General features: G+C 61.6%; 26 protein-coding genes, 1 tRNA gene and 1 pseudogene. 15 read left to right on the forward strand and 13 right to left on the reverse strand.

Annotated features, from left to right (window positions below; translation table 11 throughout):
• Positions 1–5: 5 nt before the first annotated feature.
• From JOH52_RS32100 to JOH52_RS32130, 7 genes are all read right to left on the reverse strand, one after another.
• Positions 6–737, reverse strand: coding sequence for an ATP-binding cassette domain-containing protein (locus tag JOH52_RS32100; RefSeq protein WP_014528188.1), 732 nt, complete (start codon positions 735–737; stop codon positions 6–8).
• Positions 734–1717, reverse strand: a complete 984-nt coding sequence (locus JOH52_RS32105) for an ABC transporter permease (RefSeq protein WP_014532119.1) — start codon at positions 1715–1717, stop codon at positions 734–736. The genes JOH52_RS32100 and JOH52_RS32105 overlap by 4 nt, the downstream gene beginning before the upstream one ends.
• A 185-nt stretch (positions 1718–1902) precedes the next feature.
• A complete protein-coding gene (locus tag JOH52_RS32110; protein WP_141333335.1) occupies positions 1903–2877 on the reverse strand; it encodes a sugar ABC transporter substrate-binding protein in 975 nt (324 codons plus the stop codon).
• 45 nt (positions 2878–2922) lie between these two features.
• Positions 2923–3615 (reverse strand): GntR family transcriptional regulator, encoded by a 693-nt coding sequence (locus JOH52_RS32115; protein ID WP_014532122.1) that lies wholly within the window; start codon positions 3613–3615, stop codon positions 2923–2925.
• A 73-nt stretch (positions 3616–3688) separates the two neighbouring features.
• Positions 3689–4879: a mandelate racemase/muconate lactonizing enzyme family protein gene (locus tag JOH52_RS32120; RefSeq protein WP_014532123.1), complete on the reverse strand. Its 1191-nt coding sequence runs from the start codon at positions 4877–4879 to the stop codon at positions 3689–3691.
• 2 nt (positions 4880–4881) lie between these two features.
• The gene (locus JOH52_RS32125; protein WP_003525367.1) at positions 4882–5616 is read right to left on the reverse strand and encodes a FadR/GntR family transcriptional regulator; all 735 of its coding nucleotides are present in this window, start codon (positions 5614–5616) and stop codon (positions 4882–4884) included.
• A 129-nt stretch (positions 5617–5745) separates the two neighbouring features.
• Positions 5746–6435: a GntR family transcriptional regulator gene (locus tag JOH52_RS32130; RefSeq protein WP_010967029.1), complete on the reverse strand. Its 690-nt coding sequence runs from the start codon at positions 6433–6435 to the stop codon at positions 5746–5748.
• Positions 6436–6645: 210 nt separating this feature from the next.
• Between JOH52_RS32130 and JOH52_RS32135 the strand changes: the two genes are divergently transcribed.
• The 6 genes from JOH52_RS32135 (at position 6646) to JOH52_RS32160 (ending at position 12686) form a co-directional block, all read left to right on the forward strand.
• Entirely contained in the window at positions 6646–7581 is a 936-nt protein-coding gene (locus tag JOH52_RS32135) for an SMP-30/gluconolactonase/LRE family protein (protein ID WP_014532124.1), read from the forward strand.
• Complete coding sequence (locus tag JOH52_RS32140; RefSeq protein ID WP_013845151.1) at positions 7581–8366, forward strand: SDR family NAD(P)-dependent oxidoreductase; 786 nt, start codon at positions 7581–7583, stop codon at positions 8364–8366. The genes JOH52_RS32135 and JOH52_RS32140 overlap by 1 nt, the downstream gene beginning before the upstream one ends.
• 14 nt (positions 8367–8380) lie before the next feature.
• Positions 8381–9577 carry an AGE family epimerase/isomerase gene (locus JOH52_RS32145; protein ID WP_014532125.1) on the forward strand — a complete coding sequence of 399 codons (1197 nt, stop codon included), beginning with the start codon at positions 8381–8383 and terminating at the stop codon, positions 9575–9577.
• A gap of 96 nt (positions 9578–9673) precedes the next feature.
• Entirely contained in the window at positions 9674–10921 is a 1248-nt protein-coding gene (locus JOH52_RS32150) for an enolase C-terminal domain-like protein (protein WP_014532126.1), read from the forward strand.
• 586 nt (positions 10922–11507) lie between these two features.
• Complete coding sequence (locus JOH52_RS32155) at positions 11508–12257, forward strand: carbonic anhydrase (protein WP_013845153.1); 750 nt, start codon at positions 11508–11510, stop codon at positions 12255–12257.
• A 162-nt stretch (positions 12258–12419) separates the two neighbouring features.
• A complete protein-coding gene (locus tag JOH52_RS32160; protein WP_003525378.1) occupies positions 12420–12686 on the forward strand; it encodes a DUF2277 domain-containing protein in 267 nt (88 codons plus the stop codon).
• Between the two features lie 50 nt (positions 12687–12736).
• Here the strand turns inward: JOH52_RS32160 and JOH52_RS32165 are convergent, their stop codons facing one another.
• Entirely contained in the window at positions 12737–13726 is a 990-nt protein-coding gene (locus JOH52_RS32165) for a zinc-dependent alcohol dehydrogenase family protein (RefSeq protein WP_003525379.1), read from the reverse strand.
• A gap of 101 nt (positions 13727–13827) precedes the next feature.
• Between JOH52_RS32165 and JOH52_RS32170 the strand changes: the two genes are divergently transcribed.
• Positions 13828–14733, forward strand: a complete 906-nt coding sequence (locus tag JOH52_RS32170) for a LysR family transcriptional regulator (RefSeq protein WP_014532127.1) — start codon at positions 13828–13830, stop codon at positions 14731–14733.
• A 183-nt stretch (positions 14734–14916) separates the two neighbouring features.
• Here the strand turns inward: JOH52_RS32170 and abc-f are convergent, their stop codons facing one another.
• The gene (gene abc-f, locus JOH52_RS32175; RefSeq protein ID WP_003525382.1) at positions 14917–16539 is read right to left on the reverse strand and encodes a ribosomal protection-like ABC-F family protein; all 1623 of its coding nucleotides are present in this window, start codon (positions 16537–16539) and stop codon (positions 14917–14919) included.
• 330 nt (positions 16540–16869) lie between these two features.
• Between abc-f and JOH52_RS32180 the strand changes: the two genes are divergently transcribed.
• The 5 genes from JOH52_RS32180 to JOH52_RS32200 all read left to right on the forward strand — a co-directional run bounded on the left by JOH52_RS32180 (position 16870) and on the right by JOH52_RS32200 (position 21697).
• Complete coding sequence (locus JOH52_RS32180; protein ID WP_013845154.1) at positions 16870–18525, forward strand: M10 family metallopeptidase; 1656 nt, start codon at positions 16870–16872, stop codon at positions 18523–18525.
• Positions 18526–18540: 15 nt separating this feature from the next.
• The gene (locus JOH52_RS32185) at positions 18541–18768 is read left to right on the forward strand and encodes a hypothetical protein (protein ID WP_013845155.1); all 228 of its coding nucleotides are present in this window, start codon (positions 18541–18543) and stop codon (positions 18766–18768) included.
• A gap of 266 nt (positions 18769–19034) precedes the next feature.
• Entirely contained in the window at positions 19035–20084 is a 1050-nt protein-coding gene (gene selD, locus JOH52_RS32190; RefSeq protein ID WP_003525386.1) for a selenide, water dikinase SelD, read from the forward strand.
• A gap of 63 nt (positions 20085–20147) precedes the next feature.
• A complete protein-coding gene (locus JOH52_RS32195) occupies positions 20148–20525 on the forward strand; it encodes a hypothetical protein (protein WP_013845156.1) in 378 nt (125 codons plus the stop codon).
• A 104-nt stretch (positions 20526–20629) separates the two neighbouring features.
• Positions 20630–21697 (forward strand): transglutaminase-like domain-containing protein, encoded by a 1068-nt coding sequence (locus JOH52_RS32200; RefSeq protein WP_013845157.1) that lies wholly within the window; start codon positions 20630–20632, stop codon positions 21695–21697.
• 41 nt (positions 21698–21738) lie between these two features.
• Here the strand turns inward: JOH52_RS32200 and JOH52_RS32205 are convergent, their stop codons facing one another.
• The 3 genes from JOH52_RS32205 to JOH52_RS32215 form a co-directional block, all read right to left on the reverse strand.
• Complete coding sequence (locus tag JOH52_RS32205; RefSeq protein ID WP_014532129.1) at positions 21739–22122, reverse strand: hypothetical protein; 384 nt, start codon at positions 22120–22122, stop codon at positions 21739–21741.
• 14 nt (positions 22123–22136) lie between these two features.
• A tRNA-Sec gene (locus JOH52_RS32210) sits at positions 22137–22232 on the reverse strand.
• A gap of 68 nt (positions 22233–22300) precedes the next feature.
• Positions 22301–22516: a tyrosine-type recombinase/integrase gene (locus JOH52_RS32215; protein WP_014990364.1), complete on the reverse strand. Its 216-nt coding sequence runs from the start codon at positions 22514–22516 to the stop codon at positions 22301–22303.
• A 381-nt stretch (positions 22517–22897) separates the two neighbouring features.
• On the opposite strand from JOH52_RS32215, the gene JOH52_RS32220 reads away from it, so the two are divergent.
• Entirely contained in the window at positions 22898–23290 is a 393-nt protein-coding gene (locus tag JOH52_RS32220) for a response regulator (protein WP_003525391.1), read from the forward strand.
• A gap of 69 nt (positions 23291–23359) precedes the next feature.
• Here the strand turns inward: JOH52_RS32220 and JOH52_RS32225 are convergent, their stop codons facing one another.
• Complete coding sequence (locus JOH52_RS32225) at positions 23360–23572, reverse strand: hypothetical protein (RefSeq protein ID WP_013845158.1); 213 nt, start codon at positions 23570–23572, stop codon at positions 23360–23362.
• Between the two features lie 172 nt (positions 23573–23744).
• On the opposite strand from JOH52_RS32225, the pseudogene ligD reads away from it, so the two are divergent.
• Positions 23745–24784 (forward strand): annotated as a pseudogene (gene ligD, locus JOH52_RS36685) (non-homologous end-joining DNA ligase).
• A 37-nt stretch (positions 24785–24821) separates the two neighbouring features.
• Positions 24822–25109: a hypothetical protein gene (locus JOH52_RS35610; RefSeq protein ID WP_003525393.1), complete on the forward strand. Its 288-nt coding sequence runs from the start codon at positions 24822–24824 to the stop codon at positions 25107–25109.
• The last annotated feature ends 170 nt before the right edge of the window (positions 25110–25279 follow it).

Genomic DNA, 25279 nt, shown 5'->3' on the forward strand with positions numbered 1-25279 from the left:
TTACCTCACAGAAGCGCGTGAACCTCGTCTATCGAAGTGTCCGCGGTCGGTTTATCGAACACGATCTCGCCGCGGGCCATTGCGACGATGCGGTCGCAGGATTGGAAGACGTGCTGCATGTTGTGGGAGATGAAGATTCCGGTCAGGCCCTGCGCCTTCAAGCCGCGCACGAAGCCGATCACCTTGTCGGTCTCCTTGACCGAAAGATGGTTTGTCGGCTCGTCCAGGATCAGCACCTTCGACTTGAAGTGCATGGCGCGCGCGATCGCAACGCCCTGCCGCTGGCCGCCCGAAAGCTCTCCGACCAGCGCATCCGGCGAGCGCAGATGCAGGTCGACATCGGCGATGGCCTGGATGCTTTCGACACGCATGCGCTTCTGGTCCATGATGCCGACGCCGAAGACCGACCATTTCATCGGCTCGCGGCCGATGAAGAGATTGCGGGCGATCGACATGGTCGGAACCATGGAATTGTACTGATAGATCGTCTCCAGCCCGTAGCGCATCGCATCCTTTGGGCTGCGAAGAGCTACCTTGCGGCCTTCGATCAGCACGTCGCCGGAATCCTGATGGTGGACGCCCGAGAGAATCTTGATGAGCGTCGACTTGCCGGCGCCGTTGTCGCCGACCAGGCCGACGGTCTCGCCGGGGTGGATCGTGAGATCGACATTCTTCAGCGCATGCACGCCGCTATACCATTTCTGAAGGTTGCGGCATTCGATGATCGGTGTGGTCATTTGTGCGCCTCCACCTTGATCTTGCGGGACATCTTGCCCATCCAGGCATTGGCGATGACGGCAAACATGGTCAGAACCCCGACCGCGAACTTGAACCAGTTGGCATCGACACGGGAAAGGACAAGGCCGTTGTCGATCGTGCGGATCAGAAGCGTGCCGATGATGGCGCCGAAGACCGTGCCGATCCCTCCTGCGAGCGCCGTACCGCCGATGACGGCCGCGGCGACCGCCTGCAATTCCAGCCCTTCGCCGATCGACGGCAGCGGCGAGCCGAGACGCAGCACCTGAAGCAGGCCTGCAAAGCCCGCCAGTACCGAGCAAAGCATGAAGCAGACGATCTTCACGCGCTTGACCGGAATGCCCATCGAGGCGGCGGCCTCGTTAAAGCCGCCGGTCGCCCGAATCCAGTTGCCGAAGTTGGTGAGCGACAGCAGCGCCGCCACGAGTGCGGCAATGACGACGAACCAGAGGAAGGACATGCGGAACGGCGAGCCCTGCCAGATGTAGTCCGTGAAGAGCCAGGTCGGCAGGTCGGGCGGCAGAAGCGGCGGGAAACCGCCTGATATGACGATGGTCAGCGAACGCGCGATGAAGAGCATCCCCAGAGTCGTGATGAAGCTCGGTATCGAGAATTGCAGCGTCACGTAACCATTGATGAAACCGATCGCCCCGCAGATCATGAGACCGAGCAGCACCGCGACGGTGAAGGGCACGCCGGAATTCAATAGCACCGCCATCGACATGGGCATCAGCGCAAAGACGGACCCGACCGACAGGTCGAATTCGCCGCAGATCATCAGGAGCGTCACGCCGATGGCGACGAGCGCCATTTCCGGCAGAAGGCCCATCACGCCACGCATGTTCTCGAAGGAAAGAAGAATGCCGTTCGACTTCGCCTGGAAGACGAGGACGAGGACGAACAGCAGTGCAAGGCCGGCTAGCTCGGGCTTGTCGAGATAGATTTTCAGAAACCGCTTCATGGGCTGTCACTCATGGTTCGGCGTCGTGCCTGCCGGATCACGGCGATCCCAGGTCGGGTGCCTGAGATCGTCAACGTGATCGAATCCGGAGAGCCGGAGCGGGATGCGGACGGAAAGCCGCGCATCCCGCTCCAGTCTCGAAGTCGCTCGGGCAAGACGCCTGTTTGCTTATCGGGAGCGCCGGATTAGCGCAGACCCTGCTTCGCCAGTTCGAGGATCGTCGGCACGTCCTTCGGAGTGACGATGCCCTGCCCCGTATCGACGTCGGAGGGTGTCAGGCCCGCGGTTTTCCAGAGATAGGCCTGCATGACCGGGATGAAGCCCTGCATGTAGGGTTGCTGGTCGACCCGCACCTGAACATAGCCGGCCTCCATCTGCTGCAGCACCTCGGGCACGAGGTCGAAACCGCCGAGCAGGACCTTGCCGGGCTCGATGCCGCGGTCCTTCAGAACCTTGGCGACACCGGCATGCCAGTAGCCGGTATCGAAATAGGCGGTCGTGTCCGGGTTGGCATTGAGATAGGCGCCGATACGGTCGGCGGTCAGCGCGAGGTCGGTCGCCGAATCGATGCGGGTGATGTTCACCTCGCGGTCGGAATGCTCGGCCTTGTACTCCTCCAGAAATTTCGTGACGCCGCCGGCGCGCTGCTCGGACCAGGTCTGGCCCGGCGCGTTGACGCCGACCAGCAGGTTGAGCGGGCCGTCCTTCGGGAAGTTTTCCGACTGGGCCTTGGCGAGCGAGTAACCGGCCGCGGTGAAGCCCTGGCCGATGAAGGCCTTACGGGCGTTGCCCTTGGCGCCTTCGCTGTCGTCGACATTGACGGCGAGCACCAGAATGCCGGCGTCGACGGCTTCCTTGATCACGTTGTCATAGGCATTGTTGTCGACGATCGCGACGAAGATCGCGTCCGGCCTCGAGGCGATCGCCGCCTGCAGATTGGCGACGGCCTGCTCAACCGCGCCTTCCGTCTGCGTGAGGATCAACTGGCACGAGGCCCCGACCTTTTCGCAGGCGTCGTCATAGCCCTTCTTGACCGCCTGCCAGAATGTGTTCGAGGCCGACGAGTGGCTGATGAAGGCGATGTTGAGACCTTCCGCGCTGGCGGCTGGAGCCATCAGCGTCAGCCCGAGGGCCGTTCCTGCTATCAATTTCCTGATCATGATGCGTTACCTCCCGTTGAACATCGATCATATTGCGGCGGCCGGTTACCCGGTGCCGTCGAAGAATTCCTCCCGCGATCGCGCGATCTCGGGCAGTGATTTCAAAATCTCGCGCAGATGCATGCGCAGCGCCTGCTCGGCCCCGCCGACATCACGTGCCGCGATCGCGTCTACGATGCGCTCGTGCTGTTCGATCAGACGGCCGATCTGCAGGTCGTCGACGCTCAGGAACCGGACGCGGTCCATCTGCGCCTTGACGCTTTCGATGACGCTCCAGGCATAGGCGCGGCCGGCGGCCGTTGCGAGCGTGTGGTGGAAGAGTTCGTCCAGTCGCAGGAATGCAGCGCGATCGTCATGCGGCACCTGCTTCTGGCGAGCGATCTGTTCGCGCAGTTCGTCGACGATCGCCGCCGGATGCTCGCCGGCGACCTGGCGCACGATGTCGGCCTCGATCGCCTCGCGCACGAAGCGCACGTCCATGACCGATGCCGTCGAAATTCGCGTCACATAGGTGCCGCGTTGGGGCAGCACCTGTACCAGCCCCTCCTCTGCCAGCTTGATGAAGGCTTCGCGAACCGGTTGGCGGCTGATCGATAGGCTTCTTGCTATCTCCGCTTCGGAGATACGCGCGCCGGGCACCAGCTCCGCCTGGATGATCTGCTCGCGCAGGATGCGATAGACCTGCGGACCGACAGCCTCGATCGCGGACAGAACGCGCTGCGGTTTGATGTTCTGCATTCGGCCCCCCCTCCAAGCTCCCGGCGGCTATTGGCCTACTACCATACAAGTCAGTCGAACTTCAATCCTCGATCTAGGAACTGCGCCGCGACACCTCGAATTTCCGGTCGAGATCGGGAGCGAGATCGACCCCGTGCCCCGCCCCCGGCGGGATGGTGATCATGCCGTTCGTCACAGTGGGCAACTGCGTCGTAAGGTCGGCGTACCAGGTCTTGTAATAGGCACGCACGCTTTCCTGGACGAGAGCGTTCGGCGCGTTGAGCGAAAGGTGCGTCGACGCGGCGAGCACCACCGGTCCGGTGCAATCATGCGGCGCGACCGGCAGGTGCCAGGCTTCCGCCATGGTGGAGATCTTCTTTGCCTCGGAAATCCCGCCGCACCAGGAGAGATCGAGCATTACGACCCCGGCCGCATCCGTTTCCATGAGGTCGCGGAAGGCCCATCGCGTCGCGAGCGTTTCCGACGCGCAGAGCGGCGCGCGGCTTGCCGCCGCGTAGCGCTTCAGACTGGAAAGCGAGTCCATCTTGATCGGGTCTTCGTGCCAGAAGGTGGCATAGGGTTCGAGTGCCCGGGCGATCTGGATGGCGGGCGTCAGTTGCCACATGGAGTGGAACTCGACCATGATGTCGATGCGGTCGCCGACGCGCTTGCGGATCTTCTCGAAGGGCTCCAGCGCCTTGCGCAGGTCCGGTCCGGAAATATACTGACCGCCGCTCTTCTCCGCGGCGATATCGAACGGCCAGATCTTCATGGCCGTGATGCCCTCCGACAGGAGGTCCTCGGCGAGTTCGTCCGCCCGTTCCAGAAATCCGTTCAGGTCGTCATAGTCGCGCCGCGGGCCGCCGATGCCGTAATTTGCCGTCTGCTGGCCCTTGGCGTCGCGCATATAGGTGTTGCCGGCGCAGGTGTTGTAGGTGCGGATCTCGCGGCGCGAGAAGCCGCCGAGAAGCTGGGCGATCGGCAGGTTCGTCGCCTTGCCGAAAAGGTCCCAGAGGCCGATGTCCACCGCCGAATTGCCGCGCATCTCGGCCCCGGTCGACCGGAAGCCGAGATAGCCTGTCAGATCCTTCGAGATGCGATCGATCTCCAGCGGGTCGCGCCCGACGAGTTTCGGGGCCACCACCTCATGGATGTAGGTCTCCACGGTCTGCGCCATGAAGAAGGTCTCGCCAAGTCCGACAAGCCCCTCGTCCGTGTGGATGCGGACCCAGAGAATATTGGGAAAGTCGCGGACGCGGACCGTTTCTAATTCCGTGATCTTCATGCTCAATAAACTCCTGCCGCCAAAAGCGCCTTTACCGTCAGATCGAAATGCTCGACCATCGCCTCCTCGCCTTTCGCCGGATCGCCGTTGGCGATGGCCTGCGCGATGGTCATGTGGCCGTCGATACTTTCCTGCCGCGTCTCATTGCTGCCGCGGCTCGCCCAGCCGATCGGCCAGGTATGGCGCGTCACGACATGGAAGGAGCCGACGATCAGCGCGAACATCGGGTTGCGGGACGCCGTGCCGATCGCTTCGTGAAAGGCGATATCGTGTTCCATCACCCTGACGGGCTGGTCGAAATCCCGCTGCATCGCTTCGGCAAGCGCGAGGATTTCGCCGGCCTCCTTGTCGGTGCGGCGCATGGCTGCCAGCACGACGGTGCGGCGCTCGACGGTCCGGCGGACATCGAAAATCTGCTGGATCGTCACCTGGTCGGTATGCACCGCATGGTCGGTCACCAGTGCCAGCACGTCCGCCTTGGGCGCGGCCACCCGCGGACGCCGGCCATTACCGATGTCGATCAGCGTCAGCGCGGCAAGCGAACGATAGGCCTCGCGCACGACGCTGCGGGAAACGCCCAGCTTTTCGGCGAAGGCCCCCTCGCTCGGCAGCGAGTCGCCGACCTGAAGACCGTTTTCGCGAATATGGGCCTTCACGGCGGTCATGACGCCGCCGAGCAGCCCCTCCGCGCCGGAACGTCCGGATGTGGACTCTTCCTCTGCCCTAAGCTCTATCAAATTGGACCTCCAACCTATCAGATAGGTTTGTGTTAACCTGTGCATAGATTTGCCTTCGGCTGTTGTCAATGCCGAATTGCAAGATCTCTTTGGGGGGTGCTACGGAAGCAACCGCTCGACTGAAGCGTCCTAACGGGCATCGCCTGCGGCATCCAACGCGAAATAGGACGAAAACCGCTGCGAAAGCTCGCCCAGATCGACCACCGCGCGCCGCAGATGCAGCCGCATGATCTCCTGGGCCTTGGTTGCGTCTCCTTCGCCCACCGCCTTGAGAACGCGCCGGTGGTCCTCGACCAGTTGGTCGAGTTGCCCCGCCTGTATCGACAGACGGCGGACCCGGTCCATATGCTTCTTGGCATCCGAGATGAAGGCCCAGACTCCGTCGCGGCCCGCCAGGCTGCAGTAAAGCGCGTGCATGCGTTCGTCGCACTCGAAAAACAGGTCGGGGTTGTCCTCGAGGATGGCGAGCTCCTGCTCCTCAATGGCCTGCCGGATGCCGAGTAGGACGCGGCGGTTCGATTGCTGCGCCGCCTCGGCAACGATCGCCAGCTCCAGCTGTTCGCGAACGAACTGGGCGGTCCTGACCGCGTCCATGCGGATCGGCGCCACCACGACGCCTGCCCGTGACCGGAGATCGACAAGTCCTTCTGCACTCAGCCGCGACAGGGCCTCGCGCACGGGCGTACGACTGACCCCGAGGAGGCCGGCCAGCGCATGCTCGCCGATCGGCTCGTTCGGCTTCAGTTCGAGTCCGATGATCTTGCGCGAAAGCGTGCGGTAGCAATGCTCCGCGGCCGAGATTTTTATGTCACGCGTCATAAACTGAGAGTCCTATGTATTTTTGCATGCAATCTGTCATTGCGGGCAGAATACGCTGACGGCGTTCCGTTTTCTACTCGCCATTGATGCTCACTTGACGCTATCCAATATCTTGCATACAAGAATGCAAACGAGATCTGGGAGTACACCGATGGCCGATCGCAAGCGGCGACGTCCCGCGACGTTGCATAACGGATTCATGACGCGGCCATGAGTGCCACGGTTTCCCTGCTCCTTGATGCGAAGGACATCGTCGGCGAGAGCATCCTTTGGTCCGGGGACGAGAAGGCGCTTTACTGGGTCGATATCGTCGGCAAACGCATCCATCGGCTCGAACCGGAAAACGGCCGTCATGACACGTGGCCGACGCCGGACTTCGTGACGTCGATCGGCATGCGGAAGGATGGCGGGTTCATCGTCGGCCTCAGCCGCAACGTCTGCCTGTGGACGCCCGACGGACCTTTCGAGGAGTTTGCCGTGCCGGAGCCGGATCTGCCGGAAAATCGGCTCAACGAGGGTCGCGTCGCACCGGACGGTTCCTTCTGGGTCGCGACGATGCAGAGCAATCTTGACGCAGGCGGCTCACCGAAGGACATGGACCGGCAATCGGGCGCGGTCTACCGCATCGATCCCACCGGTCACGTGTCGCAGCTCACGCCTAACGAATACGGCATTACCAACACCATGGGCTGGACGCGGGACAACCGCTTCTTCTTCGCCGACACGCTCGCGAACGAAATCTACGTGTTCGATTGCGATCTTGCCGCCCGGAGGATCGACAACCGGCGCACCATCGTGGCCGGCTTCGCACGCGGCCTGCCGGACGGCTCCTGCCTCGATGCGGACGACCGGCTCTGGAACTGCCGGGTAGCGGGAGGCGCGGCCGTCGCGGGATTCGACGGAGCCGGCCGCCTCATGCAACTGATCGAGCTGCCGGCAAGCTGGCCGACGAGCTGCACATTCGGCAGCACTGACCTTTCCACCCTCTACGTGACCTCGGCGCGTTTCACCATGACGAACGATCATCTCGATATGCATCCGCTGGAGGGCGGGCTCTTCGCGGTCGAGGGCGTGGGGCGCGGCGTCGAAGAGCCGAAATTCGGGCAGGCGTCCGACAAGTTCCCCTCTGTTTCGGAGACAGCGTGATGAGCGATTTCAACGGCAAGAGCATTGTCGTCACCGGCGGCAGCCTCGGCATGGGTCTCGCCTGTGCCCATCGCTTTGCTGCGGGTGGCGGCAAGGTGACGATCGTGGCGAACGACAAGGCTTCGGTCGACGAGGCCGTGGCTTCCATCGGGGACAATGCCGCCGGGTTCGTCGGCGACGTCCGCTCCAAGGGCGACATGGAAGCGGCGGTTCAGGCCGCGATGTCGCGCCATGGGGGCGTCGATATTCTTGCCTGCTGCGCCGGCATCCAGCGCTACGGCACCGTGGTCGACACACCGGATGAGGTCTGGGATGACGTTCTCGACATCAACCTGAAGGGCATCTTCCTCGCCTCCAAGTTCGCAATTCCCGAAATGCGCAAGCGCGGCGGCGGCGCGATCGTCGCCATTTCTTCCGTGCAGGCCTATGCTTCGCAGACGGGCGTCGCCGCCTATACGGCGAGCAAAGGCGCGATCAATGCACTCGTGCGCGCCATGGCGCTGGATCACGCCCGGGACAATATCACTGTCAATGCCGTCTGCCCCGCCTCCATCGATACCCCGATGCTGCGCTGGGCCGCCGATCTGTGGAAAGGCGAAGGCACCGCCGAGGCGACCCTCGAAGCCTGGGGCAAAGGACATCCGCTCGGACGCGTCGGCAAGTCCTCCGAAGTCGCCGAACTTGTCGCCTTCCTTGCCAGCGACAAGGCCCGCTTCATCACGGGCGCCGACATCAAGATCGACGGCGGCGTTCTTTCCAAGCTCGGCATCGTCATTCCAGATTGACCGGAAGGCCCGTCATGAAACCGCTTCCCGATTTCCGCTCGAAAGACTTCCTGATCGCGCATATGCGCGAGATCATGGATTTCTACCATCCGATCTGCCTCAACGAGGAAGACGGAGGCTATTACAACGAATACCGCGACGACGGTTTCATCACCGACCGGAAGACCCAGCATCTCGTCTCCACCACGCGCTTCATCTTCAACTATGCGACCGCCGCGGTGCTGTTCGAGCGCCCGGACTTCGCGGAAGCGGCCGCCCATGGCGTAAAATACCTCGACGAGGTTCATCGCGATCCGGTGCATGGCGGCTATTTCTGGCTGATGCACGGCCGCGATGCGGCGGACGCGACGAAGCATTGCTACGGCCACGCCTTCGTGCTGCTCGCCTATGCGACGGCAATGAAGGCCGGAATTCCCGGTATGGACGCCCGGGTTTCGCAGACCTGGGATCTTCTCGAAAGCCGCTTCTGGGAGCCGGACCGCGAACTCTACAAGGACGAAATCTGCCGCGACTGGGGGGCGACTTCGCCCTATCGGGGCCAGAACGCAAACATGCACATGACCGAGGCGATGCTCGCGGCCTATGAAGCGACCGGCGAGATCCGTTACCTGGACCGCGCCGAAACGCTCGCGCGGCGCATCTGCGTCGAGCTTGCCGCCAACACTCAAGACGTGGTCTGGGAGCATTACCGCCAGGACTGGTCGGTCGACTGGGACTACAACAAGGACGATCCGAAGCACCTCTTCCGGCCCTACGGCTACCAGCCGGGCCACATGACGGAATGGGCCAAGCTGCTCCTGATTCTCGAGCGCTATCGCCCTCAGGACTGGATCCTGCCGAAAGCCCTCCTTCTCTACGAGACGGCAATCGCGAGAAGCGCCGATCTCGAATTCGGCGGCATGCATTACAGCTACGGCCCCGACGGCAAGCTCTACGACCTCGACAAATATCATTGGGTCCATTGCGAAACGATTGCGGCCGCGGCCGCGCTTGCCGGGCGCACCGGCCGGGAGCGCTACTGGCAGGATTACGATAGGCTCTGGCGCTACAGCTGGCGGCACCTGATCGATCACGAATATGGCTGCTGGTTCCGCATTCTCTCGCCCGACGGTGTGAAGCAGAGCGACATCAAGAGCCCTTCAGGCAAGACCGACTACCATCCATTCGGTGCCTGCTACGAAATCCTGCGCGTGCTGGGGGAGGCGCAATAGGAGGGGGCCGTTTCCCGCCCGCGCCGACCGGGCGGGCGGTTGCCTGCCGCATTCCGCTCTAACCTCCGCACCAGACAGCCTGCATTGGAGCCTCCCATGAAGCGACCCAAGATCTCCGACATTCGCGCGACCACCGTCACCGTTCCGCTGGAAGCGCCGTTGCGTCATTCCAACGGCGCACATTGGGGGCGGTTCGTCCGTACCATCATCGAGGTGGAAACCGATGTCGGCATCGTCGGCCTCGGCGAAATGGGCGGAGGCGGAGAAAGCGCCGAGGCGGCGTTCCGGGCGTTGAAGCCCTATCTCGTCGGCCACGATCCCTTCGAGCTGGAAAATCTCCGCTTCATGATCTGCAACCCGACCGCCAGCCTCTACAACAACCGCACCCAGATGCATGCCGCCATCGAATTCGCCTGTCTCGACATCATGGGGAAATTTCTCGACGTGCCCGTCTGCGATCTCCTCGGCGGCAAGATGCGCGATGCGGTGCCTTTTGCCAGCTACATGTTTTTCCGCCTTCCCAACAAGGACACTGGCGAGGGCGAAACGCGCACGGCCGATCAGCTCATCGAGCAGACACTGGCGCTGAAAAAGAAGTGCGGATTCACCTCGCACAAGCTGAAGAGCGGCGTTTTCCCGCCAGATTACGAGCTGGAGGTCTTTCGCGCATGGGCGAAGGCCCTCGGCCCCGACAGCGTCCGCTACGACCCGAACGCGGCGTTCAGCGTCGAGGAGGCGATCCGCTTCGCCAAGGGCATCGAGGATCTCAACAACGATTATTACGAGGACCCCACCTGGGGGTTGAACGGCATGCGGCGGGTGCGCGAGAACACGACCATGCCGCTCGCCACCAATACCGTCGTGGTGAATTTCGAGCAGCTCGCCACCAATATCCTCAATCCCGCCGTGGACGTGATCCTGCTCGACACCACCTTCTGGGGCGGCATCCGCCCCAGCGTGAAGGCGGCGGGCGTCTGCGAGACCTTCCAGCTCGGCATTGCGGTACATTCGTCGGGCGAACTCGGCATCCAGCTCGCCACCATGCTGCACCTCGGCGCGGTTCTCCCGAACCTCGTCTTCCACGCGGATGCGCATTATCACCAGCTCACGGACGATATCATCGTCGGCGGCCCGATGCGCTACCAGAACGGCACCATCGAGGTGCCGACGGCGCCGGGTCTCGGGGTGGAGCTCGATCGCGACAAGCTCGGGCAGTACGCCGACCTCCATAAGACGCTCGGCGGCTATCCCTACGACCGGGATCCCTCCCGCCCCGGCTGGTTTTCCGTCGTCCCGAACACGCGATGGGCAGACCCCAAAAACGATCGTGTCGTCGGCTACTGAGTCGGCAGCCTCCCGGACGCAAGGCAGCTTCGATCTTTCTTAGATTGAACGATCCAGGTGACTGGCTCCGAGGATCCTTCATCGTCAGCAGGAAACTTGGCCGCCATGGCTGAGATTGGTGCCATGACGAATGCTCTTCCGCAAACCAATCGCTATAGGTGTGTTGATTTCTGCTCCGCTTCTCGAAGGGGTCACGGCGCAGGTGAAACGAGCAAAATACACGCACTTGGGTGAACGGTTGGCGCTAGACACTGAAGGCTTCATCCCGCTTTGTGACGGGGCTGGCCGTTGCTTGTAGCCGATCTTCTCGCCGTCGGTTCACCTCCGGGTTGACGTCTAGCCTTTGCAGGTGGGCCCCGCTCAAATCTCGAGTTAGTTGCGTCCTGCGCAAGATAACGAATCTTAGAGACCCTTCAGGCAGCAATGCCGCTTCCCGGAAACGCCGTGATACATAGCCTTCGAAAAACAAGGTCATTTCACGCATCGCTATCCAAAATCTCGTCACCCTGACAGTTGTTGGACAGCTAATGGGGCACATCCAGTTCCTGCGAGTGCATCTGCTCGTGATCATTCGAAAGGTATATGAATGGAGAGGCGTGATTTCCTCAGGGGCTTGGCCTTGCTTGCCGCCTGCCCGCTCTGCGTCAAAACGGCCTACGCCGCAGAGGGGGTGCACTGGCGCTATGAGGGCGAAGAGGGCCCTGAGCATTGGGGCTCTTTAGCCACGGAGAACAGTGCCTGTTCGGCCGGCTCGCAGCAATCGCCGATTGACATCCGCGGCGCGGTCAAGGCCGATATTCCGGAGCTCACGGCGGACTGGAAGAGTGGAGGCACGATTCTCAACAATGGCCATACGATCCAGGTGAATGCTGCAGGCGGCACGCTCCGGCGCGGCGAGAAATCCTATGATCTGGTGCAGTATCACTTCCATTCGCCGAGCGAGCATTTTGTCGAGGGCAAGAGCTTCCCGATGGAAGCGCATTTCGTCCACAAGAATGACGAGACCGGCACCCTCGGCGTGCTGGGCGTCTTCCTTGTACCCGGTGCGGCCAACTCGACCTTCGCAAGCCTGGCAGCGAAGTTCCCGCGGAACCCCGGCGAAGAATCGCCGCTCATCACCATTGACCCGAAAGGCCTCCTGCCATCCTCGCTTAGCTATTGGACGTATGAGGGATCGCTGACCACTCCTCCGTGCAGTGAGATCGTCGACTGGATGGTGGCGATGGAAGCGGTCGAGGTGGACCCGGGCGACATCAAGAAATTCACCGCACTGTATTCGATGAACGCACGACCCGCGCTTGCCGGCAATCGCCGCTACGTTCTAAGCTCCAGTTGATCAACGGTCACGGGCAAGCATGTATCTCGCTGTCGTAGGTCGGGTCCGGGCGCGGCTTATCGCCATGGCCGGCCTGACCGGTTGCAAATAGCGCTCACGTGACTACCTTCAACTGTGCAGCCTCCCCTGGGTGACAGGGAGAGACATGACCGGGAGCAAATCATGTGCCGAAACATAAAACCCCTGTTCAATTTCGATCCGCCGGCGACGGACGAGGAAGTCCGTGACGCGGCGCTGCAGTTCGTGCGCAAGCTGAGCGGAACGACCAAACCGTCCAAACGCAATGAGGCTGCGTTCGAGCGCGCGGTCGATTCGATCGCGGCATGCGCCCGCGAACTTCTGGACGCGCTGGAGACTTCGCAGCCTCCACGCAATCGTGAGGAAGTAGCGGCAAGAGCGCGCGAAAGATCGGCGATGCGTTTCGCTTGAAGCTATGATTGACCGCTTGCTTGCGCGGGGGCCGGAAGTCGCGTTTCCCGTCAAACGGATACGACGATTTTGCCGAACTGTTCGTTGGACTCCAGAAAACGGTGCGCCTCAACGATCTGGTCGAATGGGAACGTCCTGGCAATGATGGGTCTCAGAGGACCCGACACCAGACCCTCCAGGATGAATGCCTTGGCGGGCTCCAGTCGCTCCGGATCTGTGAGGAGTTCGTGGACCAGGTAACCACGTAGCGTCAGTGATTTGCTTAGCACGGCAAACAGCGGGAACGGAGTCTTCTCCGGGCTCAGCCCGCCATACTCGACAAGTATGCCGCCCGATGCCATCGCGGCCGCCAATGGCTCGAAGATCGGGCCCCCTACGGGATCGAACACGACGCGAATTCCCTGCTGCGCGGAAACTCGCTTCAGCTGCGCTTCCAAATCCTCCTCCATAGAGGCGATGACATGCGCCGCGCCGGCCTCGAGCAAAAGTTGCCGCTTGGCGGAGGTCCGGGTCACGGCTATTGGCATGGCTCCAACCATGTTGGCGATCTGGATTGCGGCAAGCCCGACACTGCTCGACGCCGCGGTGATAGCGACGAAATCTCCCCTGCGAAGCCCTCCGATATCGACCAGGCCGCCGTAAGCGGTGAGATACTGCATCCACACAGCGGCCGCCTCTTCAAAGCTCAGCGACGGCGGATGTCTGACGAGGAGTGCGGCAGGAAATATCGCAAGTTCCCCATATGCGGGCCACCGGGTCATCGATTTCGGCGGCAACAGGCTGACCGGATCGCCGGGAGCGAACCCTTGAACGCCCGGGCCGACCGTTTCCACAAAGCCTGCTGCCTCAAGGCCAAGGCCGGAAGGAAATGTCGCCGTCTCGATATAGGCGCCCGCGCGCAGCAAAGCCTCCGCCCGGTTCAGGCCCAGCGCCTTGACGCGAATGCGAACCTCATGGGGCCCGGGCTCCGGCACGTGCACATCTTCGATCCGCAGCACCTCCGGACCACCCAACTCGTAAAAGCGAACGACGCGCGTCATGGCAAGACTCCGAAACAAATGTATTGAATGAGCTATGACAGCAGTGGTTCAGCCGATAAATGGAGAGAAAGGCAGCACAGTAGAAACGGAGAGTTTTTAATATGGATCGCCTGACCAGCATGGCTGTATTCGTCAAAGCGGTCGATCTCGGCTCGTTCGCCGCCGCAGCGGAAGCCCTTGGACTATCCGGACCGATGGTCGGCAAGCATGTTCGATCCTTGGAGGATCGGCTCGGCGTGCAGCTTATCAACCGCACCACTCGGCGACACAGCCTGACGGAGTTCGGTCATGTCTATTACGAACGCTGCCGGGTAGTGCTCGCGGAAGCGCAAGCAGCGGATGCGCTTGCGTCCGATCAGCGTTCCGAACCCCGCGGCAAATTGCGTGTGACGATGCCGGTCCATCTCGGTCGGCACTGCGTCACCCCCGTGCTGCTGGAACTCGCCCGAAAATACCCGGCGCTAGAACTTGACCTCTCGTTCAACGACCGCATCATCGACCTTGCCGAAGACGGCTTTGATCTCTCCATACGCACGGGGCCCTTGGGGGACAGGGCCGGATTGATTGGCCGTCGTGTCGCACGCCAGCCGATGATCGTATGCGCCTCACCCTCCTACCTGGAATCCAATGGCCACCCCGAAACGCCGGAGGACCTGGCGCAGCACTCGGCAGTCATCTATCGCCGATCCGGGCCCGTCCCGCACTGGCTGTTTCCGAGACAGGGGCAATCCCCGGTGGGGGTGATGCCGTTCCACCGGTTCCGCCTCGACGACCTCGATGCGATCGCTGACGCCGCCATACGGGGAATGGGGCTTGCATGGCTTCCCTACTGGCTGGTGCGGGGGCGGATCGAGACGGGCACGCTCGTTCGGCTTCTGCCGGAGCATCCGCCGTTTCTTTATGAGTGCCATGCAGTGTGGCTGCAGACGCCGCACCTGCCGCGCAAAGTTCGCGTTGCCGTCGATGCCTTGGCGGCGCAATTGCCGAGTTTCATGACTCTGAAATAGAGTTGCTCGCCACGCTGCGTGGCAGGACATGACTGTCGAGAGCTGGAATGACGTTGCCGATGCGCTGAAGGCGGATTTTCAAGAATGGGCGCCGCGTATAATCAAGCCTCAGATCGGTCCGCTTTCACGTGGCGGTATACGCCACGTGTCAACCGGAGACGCAGGCCGTGGAGGCGCAGCCCCTCACCCGCGCAGGCCCGGCGCCTCTTGCCCGGTGCGCTCCACATATTCGCTGTAACCACCGCCGTATTGATTGATCCCCTCGGGCGTAAGCTCCAAAACGCGATTGGAAAGTGCCGACAGGAAACGGCGATCGTGCGAAACGAACAGCATCGTGCCCTGATAGGCCGAAAGCGCCTTGATCAGCATTTCCTTCGTATCGAGGTCGAGATGGTTGGTCGGCTCGTCGAGGACGAGGAAGTTCGGCGGGTCGAACAGCATTGCGGCCATCACCAGCCGCGCCTTCTCACCGCCGGAGAGCACCCGGCATCGCTTCTCGACGTCATCGCCGGAAAAGCCGAAGCAGCCGGCCAGCGCTCTAAGCGGCGCCTGTCCGGCCTTGGGGAAGCGGTCCTCCAGCCATTGCAGAATGGTGCTCTCGCCATCGAGCAGATCCATGGAATGCTGGGCGAAATAACCAAGCTTGACGCTGGCGCCGAGTGAGACGCTGCCCTTGTCCGGGTTGGTCGTGCCGGTGACCAGCTTCAGCAATGTCGATTTGCCGGCACCGTTGATGCCCATGATGCACCAGCGTTCGCGCCGGCGTACCATGAAATCGAGGCCGTCATATATCGTTCGGCTGCCATAGGTCTTGTGGACGCTCTTGAGGTTGACGACGTCTTCGCCGGAGCGCGGAGCCGGCAAGAACTCGAAGGCGACGGTCTGGCGACGGCGCGGCGGCTCGACGCGGTCAATCTTTTCGAGCTTCTTCACCCGGCTCTGAACCTGCGAGGCGTGAGAGGCACGGGCCTTGAAACGTTCAATGAACTTGATCTCCTTGGCGAGCATCGCCTGCTGGCGCTCGAACTGAGCTTGCTGTTGTCTTTCGTTCAGCGCACGCTGCTCTTCATAGAAGCCATAATCGCCGGAATAGGTCGTCAGCGCGCCGCCGTCGATCTCGATGATCTTGGTGACGATCCGGTTCATGAACTCGCGGTCGTGCGACGTCATCAGCAGAGCGCCGTCATAGCCTTTCAGGAAGTCCTCCAGCCAAATCAGGCTTTCGAGATCGAGATGGTTGCTCGGTTCGTCGAGCAGCATGACGTCCGGGCGCATCAGAAGGATGCGGGCGAGCGCCACGCGCATCTTCCAGCCGCCCGACAGCTTGGCGACGTCGCCGTCCATCATCTCCTGGCTGAAGCTGAGGCCGGCGAGCACCTCGCGGGCACGTCCCTCGAGCGCATAGCCATCGAGCTCTTCGTATCGCGCCTGCACCTCGCCGTAGCGTTCGACGATCGCATCCATTTCATCCATGCGATCCGGATCCGACATGGCCGTCTCGAGCTCGCGCAGCTCCGCCGCCACGGCGCTGACCGGGCCTGCCCCTTCCATCACCTCGGCGACGGCCGACCGACCGGCCATCTCGCCGACATCCTGATCGAAATAGCCGATCGTCATGCCCTTCTCGACCGAGACCTGTCCCTCGTCGGGCAGTTCCTGACCGGTAATCATCCGGAAGAGGGTCGTCTTTCCCGCTCCGTTCGGCCCGACGAGCCCGATCTTTTCGCCGCGGTTCAACGCTGCCGAGGCTTCGATATAGAGTATGCGGTGACTGTTGGACTTGCTGATGTTTTCGATGCGGATCATGCGGAAGACGGCCTATCTGGTTGCGGGCACCCCTATGCCACGGGTTGGCGTAGCTGTCACGCCGGCCGGACGCATCTTCTCCTCGGCGAGGCTATGCCACGCACGGCGGCTCCCAACTAGCCGACGCATGGTACACGCCGCTCGATATGCCCCCTCACCTCGCTGGCGTGAGCAACCTACAGGTCTAGGCCACCTGGTCTGAGCCCCCCGACCATCAGGCCGAATTAAGGTGTTAACCGAGACGAGCTATAAGCGCACCTGCGGATCAGACCTCGGCGCATCGGACGCGGGGTACTGACCGGACTTCAACCCCGATGGCCTGGGAAAACGATGCCTGCAACGACGACATATGCAACGACTGGTAACGCCTATATCGACGGGCTCCTCGGCGAGTGGAAATGGGCGATCAAGGATTTCACGTTCAGTTTCCCGACCAGCGCTTCATTTTACGGCGCCGGTTACGGCAATAGCGAGCCGCTGAAGGGCTTTGCGGTCTTGAACGCCGCACAGCAGGCCGCCACGCGAGCAGCCCTCGATCAGTTTTCCTCCGTCGCCAACGTCTCATTCACCGAGATCACGGAGAGTGCGACCAAGCACGCCGATCTCCGACTCGCCTCGTCCGACGCCCCGAGCACCGCCTGGGCCTATTTCCCCTCGACCGCGGGGGAAGGCGGCGACGCGTGGTTCAACAAATCATCCGGCCACTACAGCCGCCCGGTCAAGGGAAACTACGCCTATGTGACATTCCTTCACGAGACCGGCCACGCGCTTGGACTGGAACACGCCCATGAGGGTAACGTCATGCCCGTGAACCGCGACTCGATGGAATACACGGTCATGAGTTACCGTTCCTATGTCGGTGCCTCGACCACGACCGGCTATACCAACGAGACCTGGGGATATGCGCAATCGCTGATGATGTACGATATCGCTGCCTTGCAGCATATGTACGGCGCGGATTTCACCACCCACAGCGGAAACACGACATATCGCTGGAGCCCGACGTCAGGCGAGATGTTCACCAATGGTATCGGTCAGGGTGCCCCTGGCGGCAACAAGATCCTGCTTACGGTATGGGACGGCGGCGGAACGGACACCTACGATTTTTCCAACTACGCGACTGCACTGAAGGTCGATCTCCGCCCGGGCGAATGGACGACCACCTCGGCCGCGCAATTGGCGAAGCTGCACTACGACGGTTCGAAGGTGGCGATCGGCAATATCGCCAACGCCCTGCAGTATCAGGGCGACACGCGCTCGCTCATCGAGAACGCGAAGGGTGGCGCAGGCAACGACGCGATCACCGGCAATGCCGCTGCAAATGCTCTTTGGGGTAACGGCGGCAATGACAGGCTGATCGGCGGCGATGGGAACGACAATCTTGCTGGCGGTGCGGGCGCCGACCGGCTCGACGGCGGCAATGGCACGGATCTGGCCAATTATGCCAATGCCACGGCCGGCATCGTTGCCGATCTTTACTCGCCCGGCTCCAACACGGGGGAAGCGGCTGGCGATACATATGTATCAATCGAGCGGCTCTACGGTTCAGCCTTCAACGACACCCTGCGCGGAGACAATCGCGCAAACCTCCTGAACGGCCTTGCAGGTAACGACATGCTGAATGGGCGTGACGGCAACGACACCCTGATCGGCGGTAGCGGCGCCGATCGGCTGATTGGCGGCGGCGGCGCGGACACTTTTGTCTTCGAGACGACGGCGCAATCGGCGCCGGCCTTCAGGGACGTGATCGATGATTTCGCCTCCGGCGTCGATCGGATGGATTTGCGTTCAATCGACGCGAACAGCAATGCCGTCGGAGACCAGGCATTTCTATTTATCGGCAGCAATGCGTTCCACGGCAAAGCAGGTGAACTTAACTTCAGGAGTGGGATAGTGTCGGGTGACGTCAATGGCGACGGCCTTGCAGATTTCCAGATCAAGGTGATGAATCTTTCGGCTCTTTCCGGAAGCGATTTCCTGCTTTGAGGGGGTGGAAAAACCATGAGCGAATGGATCGATTTTGAGCGCTGGTCAGACTGCAAGAGCATGGAGCGGCCCGGGATCGTCTTCGAGGTCACCAACGGAGATCAGACGCTGCTCACTGATTGCGTCGTGCCGCTGCCGTTGCCGTCTGACTGGGTAGTTCATCCTCTGCGCTTTCGCGCCGTGCCGCAGCCTCGGCCTCGGCACTCTTCGCCGTTACCGAAGCCGGCAGGTCCGCAGGAGTAAACACAACACGGACCAGTTGCCGGTCGGCGGCCCGCTTGCGGAGTCGAAGCGCCATGGACGTGCTGCGCCGCAGCTATTAGACTCCTTCGGATCATACGCGGAAGCAATGGTTACCGCTGGCGGCCTGCTGGTCCCTCGCGCTATCCTCAGCATCCGCAAGGTCACGTCGACCATGATCCCAGGACTGACTGCGGCGGCCGTGTTACTCGCGTCGATCAGGTGAGTGAACAAGTCGCGGCTAGCTCAACCACGCTGCTGGAGGATTGATGAACACTCTTGCTCCCCGTCTCACGGACCTCGCTCACGGTGGCGGTTGCGGCTGCAAACTCGCGCCCTCCGTTCTACAGCAGCTTCTTGCCACTCAACCGGCTGCCCGACCTTTTGCCCAGCTCCTCGTCGGCAACGACATGGCCGATGATGCCGCCGTATGGCAGGTGGACGACAACACCTGCGTGATTGCCACCACCGATTTCTTCATGCCGATCGTCGACGATCCGCGAGACTTCGGGCGGATCGCCGCGACCAATGCTATTTCCGATGTTTATGCCATGGGTGGAAAGCCGATCCTGGCATTGGCGATCGTCGGAATGCCGATCAACAAGCTCGATTCGACAACGATCGCGAAGATTCTCGAGGGCGGCGCTTCGATCTGCGCCGAGGCGGGCATTCCCGTCGCCGGCGGCCATTCCATCGATTCCGTCGAGCCGATTTACGGCCTCGCCGTCATCGGCCTCTGTCACCCGAGCGAGGTTCGCCGCAATGGCGGCGTAAAAGCCGGAGACGCGCTCATCCTGACCAAGGGGATTGGCGTCGGCATCTATTCGGCAGCAATTAAGAAGAACGCGCTGCCGGCCGGCTGTTACGAGGAAATGATCGGCTCCACGACGCTGCTCAACCGCATCGGCGCGGACCTCGCCGCCGATCCCGATGTCCATGCGATGACCGATGTCACCGGTTTCGGAGTCCTCGGACACGGACTTGAGATGGCCCGTGCGTCTCAGCTTTCCCTCACCCTGAGCCTTCCCGCGATTCCCTTCTTGTCACAAGCTTACATGCTTGCCGAACAGGGTTTCATCACGGGTGCGTCGGGGCGCAACTGGGCAAGCTACGGCGCCGACGTCGTGCTTCCCGACGACCTCCCGGACTGGCAGCGACTGCTGCTTGCCGACCCGCAGACCTCGGGCGGTCTGCTGGTCGCATGTGCGCCGGAAAAGGCTGGCGCATTGGTCGAGAGTATCCGCCTCGCGGGTTACCCGCTTGCGGGCATTGTCGGAACCGCGGAAGCAGGCGCGGCTCAGATCAACGTGATTTCCTGATATCGATTGCTCGGGGAACAAGCGTTCCCGAACATCGTTGGTGGCGATGAAAAGGAGATCGCCATGAGCAACCTCGCACCGACCCGGCCTTCCGCACGTGTTCTGGCCGCTTTCTGCCTGCTGATCGCCCTCGCCCCCAATCCAGCATCGGCACAGAACGCGAATGAGAAAGCCGATTGCGCCGCGGCTGCCGGCAAGGCGGAGCCGGCAACGCCCCCCGACCGCGCCAGCGCTGACGGCACCGCGCCCGGCAACAGCGGGTCGACCGGCTGGACCGGAGGAACGGGCGGCGCGCATATCGGCACCAATCCCCAAGGGGGGACTGCGAGCTCGACAACCTGGCAGCCGCCGACGGCGCGCGGCATCGATCTCGCCGCGGCAGCCGAAACTCCGCCACCGAAAACCCAGGCACCGGGAGCCCAGACACCGACCGACTGCTGAGGTTACCGCCGTGGCGATCGTTAATTCTGTTTCCAAGCGTCGAGCATGGTAGTAATTTTGTCGGCGAGCGCATTTCACGCCGCTATCAGACGGGAGCTGAGGCCATGCTGAACCGCCGCCGATTTCTGACGAATGCTGCGACAGCAGCAATCGCGACTGCCTGGGTTTCAAGAGGCGGCACGCGAGCCCGTGCCGAGGAGGCCGGAAATGGTTCCCGCTGGCGTCGTTTCGAGATTATCACCAAAATCGACCTTCAGCCGGCTGAAGGCCCGGCGCAGCTCTGGCTGCCGGTAGTCCGGTCTGCCGGTGACTATCAGAAAGCGGACGCTCCGCGCTGGGTATCGAACAGCACCGACATCCGTATGGAGAAAGACCCCTCCTCCGGCGCCGACATTCTGCGCGTCATGTGGCAAGACGAGCCACGGCGCGCCATCGAGGTTACTCAACACGTGGCCACGCGCGATCGCCGCGTGGCAAGCAAGATCGCCGCAACGGAGGCGGAACTGCAGCATGAGTTGCGCGGCACTCCCAGCATGCCCGTAGACGGCATCGTCAAGACAACCGCCATGCGCATTGTCGAAGGCCGGGATCGAGCCGAAGATCGCGCTCGGGCGATCTACGATTGGGTGATCGACAATACGTTCCGCGATGCGAACATCGACGGCTGCGGCGTCGGCAACGCCAGGGACATGCTGGAAAGCGGCTATTTCGGCGGCAAGTGCGCAGACATATCAAGCTTGTTCGTGTCGCTCGCCCGAGCCGCCGGCCTGCCTGCCCGCGACGTCTTCGGCATCCGAGTGGCCGATTCCGCCGATTTCAAGAGCCTCGGCCGTTCCGGCGACATCACCAAAGCGCAGCACTGTCGCGCCGAAGTCTATCTCGACGCTCATGGCTGGGTTCCGGTCGATCCGGCTGATGTCCGCAAGGTTGTGCTCGAAGAAAACCTGCCGCTCGATAATCCCGCCGTCCGCGCTTTCCGCGAAAAAGCTTACGGCAACTGGGAAATGAACTGGGTGGGCTACAACACGGCGCGAGATCTCGTTCTGCCCGGAGGAGAGCTGCGACAGGGGTTCCTGATGTATCCTGCAGCAGTTACCTCGCGCGGCGAGCTGGACTGCCTCAATCCGCAGACCTTCGCCTATTCGATCACCTCCAGGGAAATAGCAGCCTGAGGGCCAGGCGACGTCCGAAAACGAAGCCGCAGGAAGATCGATCACTGCGGCTTGATCTCCTCGATCGTTAGCCGCAATCCATCGGCGTTGAACAAATCCCCCTCCCTGATCAGGGAACGATCCTCGTTGAGTTTGAAAACCAGCGAAGCGAGCCTCGACTTCGCCTCCCCGTCCTCCACTAGGCCTTCGCGGCCAGCCCGGTAGAAGACGGCGCCCGACCAGTCGACGCCGGCGCCGCGGAAAAGCCGCACCATGTCCGGCCAGCGCAATTCGTCCCCGACAACGTGAAGATAGGCTGAGCGCAGCAGATCGACACTGGTGTCGTTGATCCGGAGCAGCACGAACAGCATGGTGAACGAGCCGACGTCCCTGTAAATCGAGACCACCCAGTCGTCAAAATCGGTCCCATGCGTTTCGGCGGTCACGAAGGGTCTCCTGATGGCGGAAGAGAATGGGAGTCGAACCCACCCAAGACAGCCTCGCTGCCCCACCCGGATTTGAAGTCCGGACATGCCACCGGGCATGATTCTCTTCCAGGCGTCGAATTTGTTGCCATTTCACCGGAGACAATCTTTGCAAACGCGAGCGATTGCTGCCGCTTTGCTACCCTTTGCCATCACTCCTGTCCACTACAGCACGACTGATCATGTCGTCAATCTGCGCTGCGGCATGGGCCTGTATCCCGGGCATCACATGCGAGTACAGGTCGAGCGTAATGCCGATCTTCGAATGTGAAAGACGCTCACTCGCGATCTTTGGATGGACGCCGCCGGCCAGCAACTGCGTTGCATGGGTGTGGCGCAAGTCGTGGAAGCGCATCCGCGGGTGGGTCCACTGGGTCGCCACTCGAAAGTGACAGCTCCAATCTTGTCTACGCTCGGCGGCTTGCCTAAGACCTTTGTCGTTGATGAGCTGGTCTAAGGTCCGGCAAGCACATGTCGGGCGTGTAATTGGAGCTGCAGCTGGTCGGCCCGCTGCAGCTCTGTTTGTTCCTACACACCCGCCGCGATGTCTCTCTGCAATCTGAACTCTCGGCCACTCGCTTTGCGGGGCTGCCTCCGCATTTGTCACTCAACATCATCTGGCAACGGTAAGTCCGCCATCGCTCACCGCACAAAATACCTCTTCCTATAAACAAAAGACGGAACCGGGCTCTGATCTGCGCGTTCGGAGCAAACATCATCGTGCGAGGAGGCGGACATGAAACCGGCGACAATATTGCTTGCCGATGATGAAGCGCTGCTCCTTTTGGATTACGAGGCTGCCCTTGCCGAGGCGGGGTTCGTCGTTGTGGCGGTAGCCAGCGGAGGGAAGGCGATAGAGGTTTTGAGGTCCGCAGACTCCGAAATAGCAGGGGTGGTAACCGATATTCGGTTTTTTGGACTTCCCGACGGTTGGAGCGTCGCACGTGTTGCCCGTGAGATTGATCCTGATATGCCGGTCGTCTACGTCACCGGACATGGCGCTCTCGAGTGGCCCTCAAGGGGTGTCGCGAACAGCATCTTGCTCGAAAAGCCCTTCGCTCTCGCACAACTGGTGACGGCCGTATCCCAGCTGCTCAACGCACCCCGTGCTCCTCAGTGTGGCGCCTGATCCGCAGCCCCGGAGCTAGCACAGATTATTCCCAGTCAGTTCTGGCGCAAATGGACAATTCCTGGCTCTCTAGGCCGCCGCTCTGAGCATTTCGCGCAAGCTGTCCTTGTTCCTGACGCCCCTTTGACAAAGCTCTATTAGCCTAGCTGCCAGAACGGTCGCCTCAGGGCAATCATAGGTCATTCTTCTGGCTTTGATCTCCTCGTCGAACAGGCTCTGCAGCAATTTGATATCGCTCGGAGTGAGAATCCTAGGATCGATTGCATGGAACTGAGAGGTCATTGGCCGATCTCCTCTCTGGGGGCGTAATTGCGGAAACTCCGCAGGGCGCCCCGGGTAAATTCGGCAGTGCAACGAGCATTGTAGACCGAAGAATGGCGATTGCGAGTCGCGAAAATTCACGGCACGGCTGATAAGCAGTGATCCGATCAACATCTCGTGCGTTATTGGCTTCATGGCCAAAGCACCTTCAAAGAAGCCATCCTCAGAGCCGTCTGATCCCATGCCGGCGCGTGTCTATCCCTGCCTTGCGACGCTCGTCGATAAGCCGCCGACCGGGCAGGACTGGGCCTACGAGGTGAAGTGGGCCGGCTACCGGCTGGCCGTGCACATCGAGCCCGGCTAGGTGAGAATTCTCACGCGCGGCGGCTACGACTGGACCGACAGGCTCCCGTCGATTGCTGACGACGCGCGACGGCTCGCCGTGCAGACGGCCATAATCGACGGAGAGGCTGTCGTGCTCGATGAAAAGCATGCTCCAGCGAGCCTTGGGCCGTCTGCCGTCTATCCTCGAAGCGGGCGCCATCGTCTGCTATGCCTTCGACCTGCTCTATCTCAACGACGCGACGTTCGCCGGCTGCCGCTGCGGGAGCGCCGGAGACTGCTGCAACCGATCATCGCCAGACAGGAAGCGGCGGTTCGGTGTTCTGAGGAAGGCGATGCGGGGGCGAAGATTTCCTCCGTGCCGCGTGCGCGCACGGCCTCGAAGGCATGATCGCCAAGCATGTCGAGAAGGCCCATCGTTCCGGCCGGGGCGAGTGGTGGCGAAAGATCGCCTGCAAAAGTCGAAATAGCTTTGTGGTGATCGGCTTCGAGCCGTCGACTGTGCAGGCCATCTCGGTCGGCTTGTGCTCGCCGCCGGAAGGGCGGAGCTCTGGTTTATGTCGGCGGCTGATTACCGGCTGGTCGAACCAACTGTCGCGCGAGCTGCGTAACCTGCTCGAAGGAATGGTGACGAAAACGCCAGCGTTGGCCCTGAGGCGGATAGGCGCCGTCTTCGTGGAGCCGGTGCTCGTCGCAAAAGTCGAGTATCGGGCCTGGACCGATGACGGAAATTGCAAGCATGCGTCCTTTAAGGGGAGAAGGCCGCGAGAGGATGGCCCCCTCTTTTCGGGATGGGCTAGATCTTGTGACAACCTAGAGGGCGTTGCCAACCGTAAGCCGAAGGCGCAAGGTCCAACCTTCAGTAGAAATGTCACGGGCGCTGCTGCTTAAGGGCTAAAAGCCTTGGCCCCCTTTGAAGGAGCACGCAATGTCTTCCAACGTATCCATCATGTCACCTTCGGACCTGCAATTCATCAGGTCAGTTTTGGGCGAAGCCGGCTATAACGCCAAACTTCTCGTTGACGATCCTCGATCTTTTGAAACGGCCGAATTGCTCGTAACTAAGTTGTTCCTGGCGGGTGAAGACTCCCGACCGGGCCTGGCGGCGAAGCTAGAGTGTCAGTTGGGCAAGGCTGGCAGGTACAGACGGCCTCCCGGGTCGTCGCTGGCGCGGTATGCAATCCAAGGTCTTCCAAGCGAGCTACAATTTTCATAAGCACGACGATGCCCGGAACGATCGTAGCCCGGTTTGCAAGTTGTAGAACAGCCCAAGAATGCGCAACTCGCGGTTTCCAATTCACGAAGCGTTCCGCGCTTTATCGTGTCGTTGTTAGGACCGATTGGAAACCACATTTCGCTCCACCCCTTCGTAGAACCGCCGCACCG

The organism is Sinorhizobium meliloti (assembly GCF_017876815.1).
Classification (GTDB): domain Bacteria; phylum Pseudomonadota; class Alphaproteobacteria; order Rhizobiales; family Rhizobiaceae; genus Sinorhizobium; species Sinorhizobium meliloti.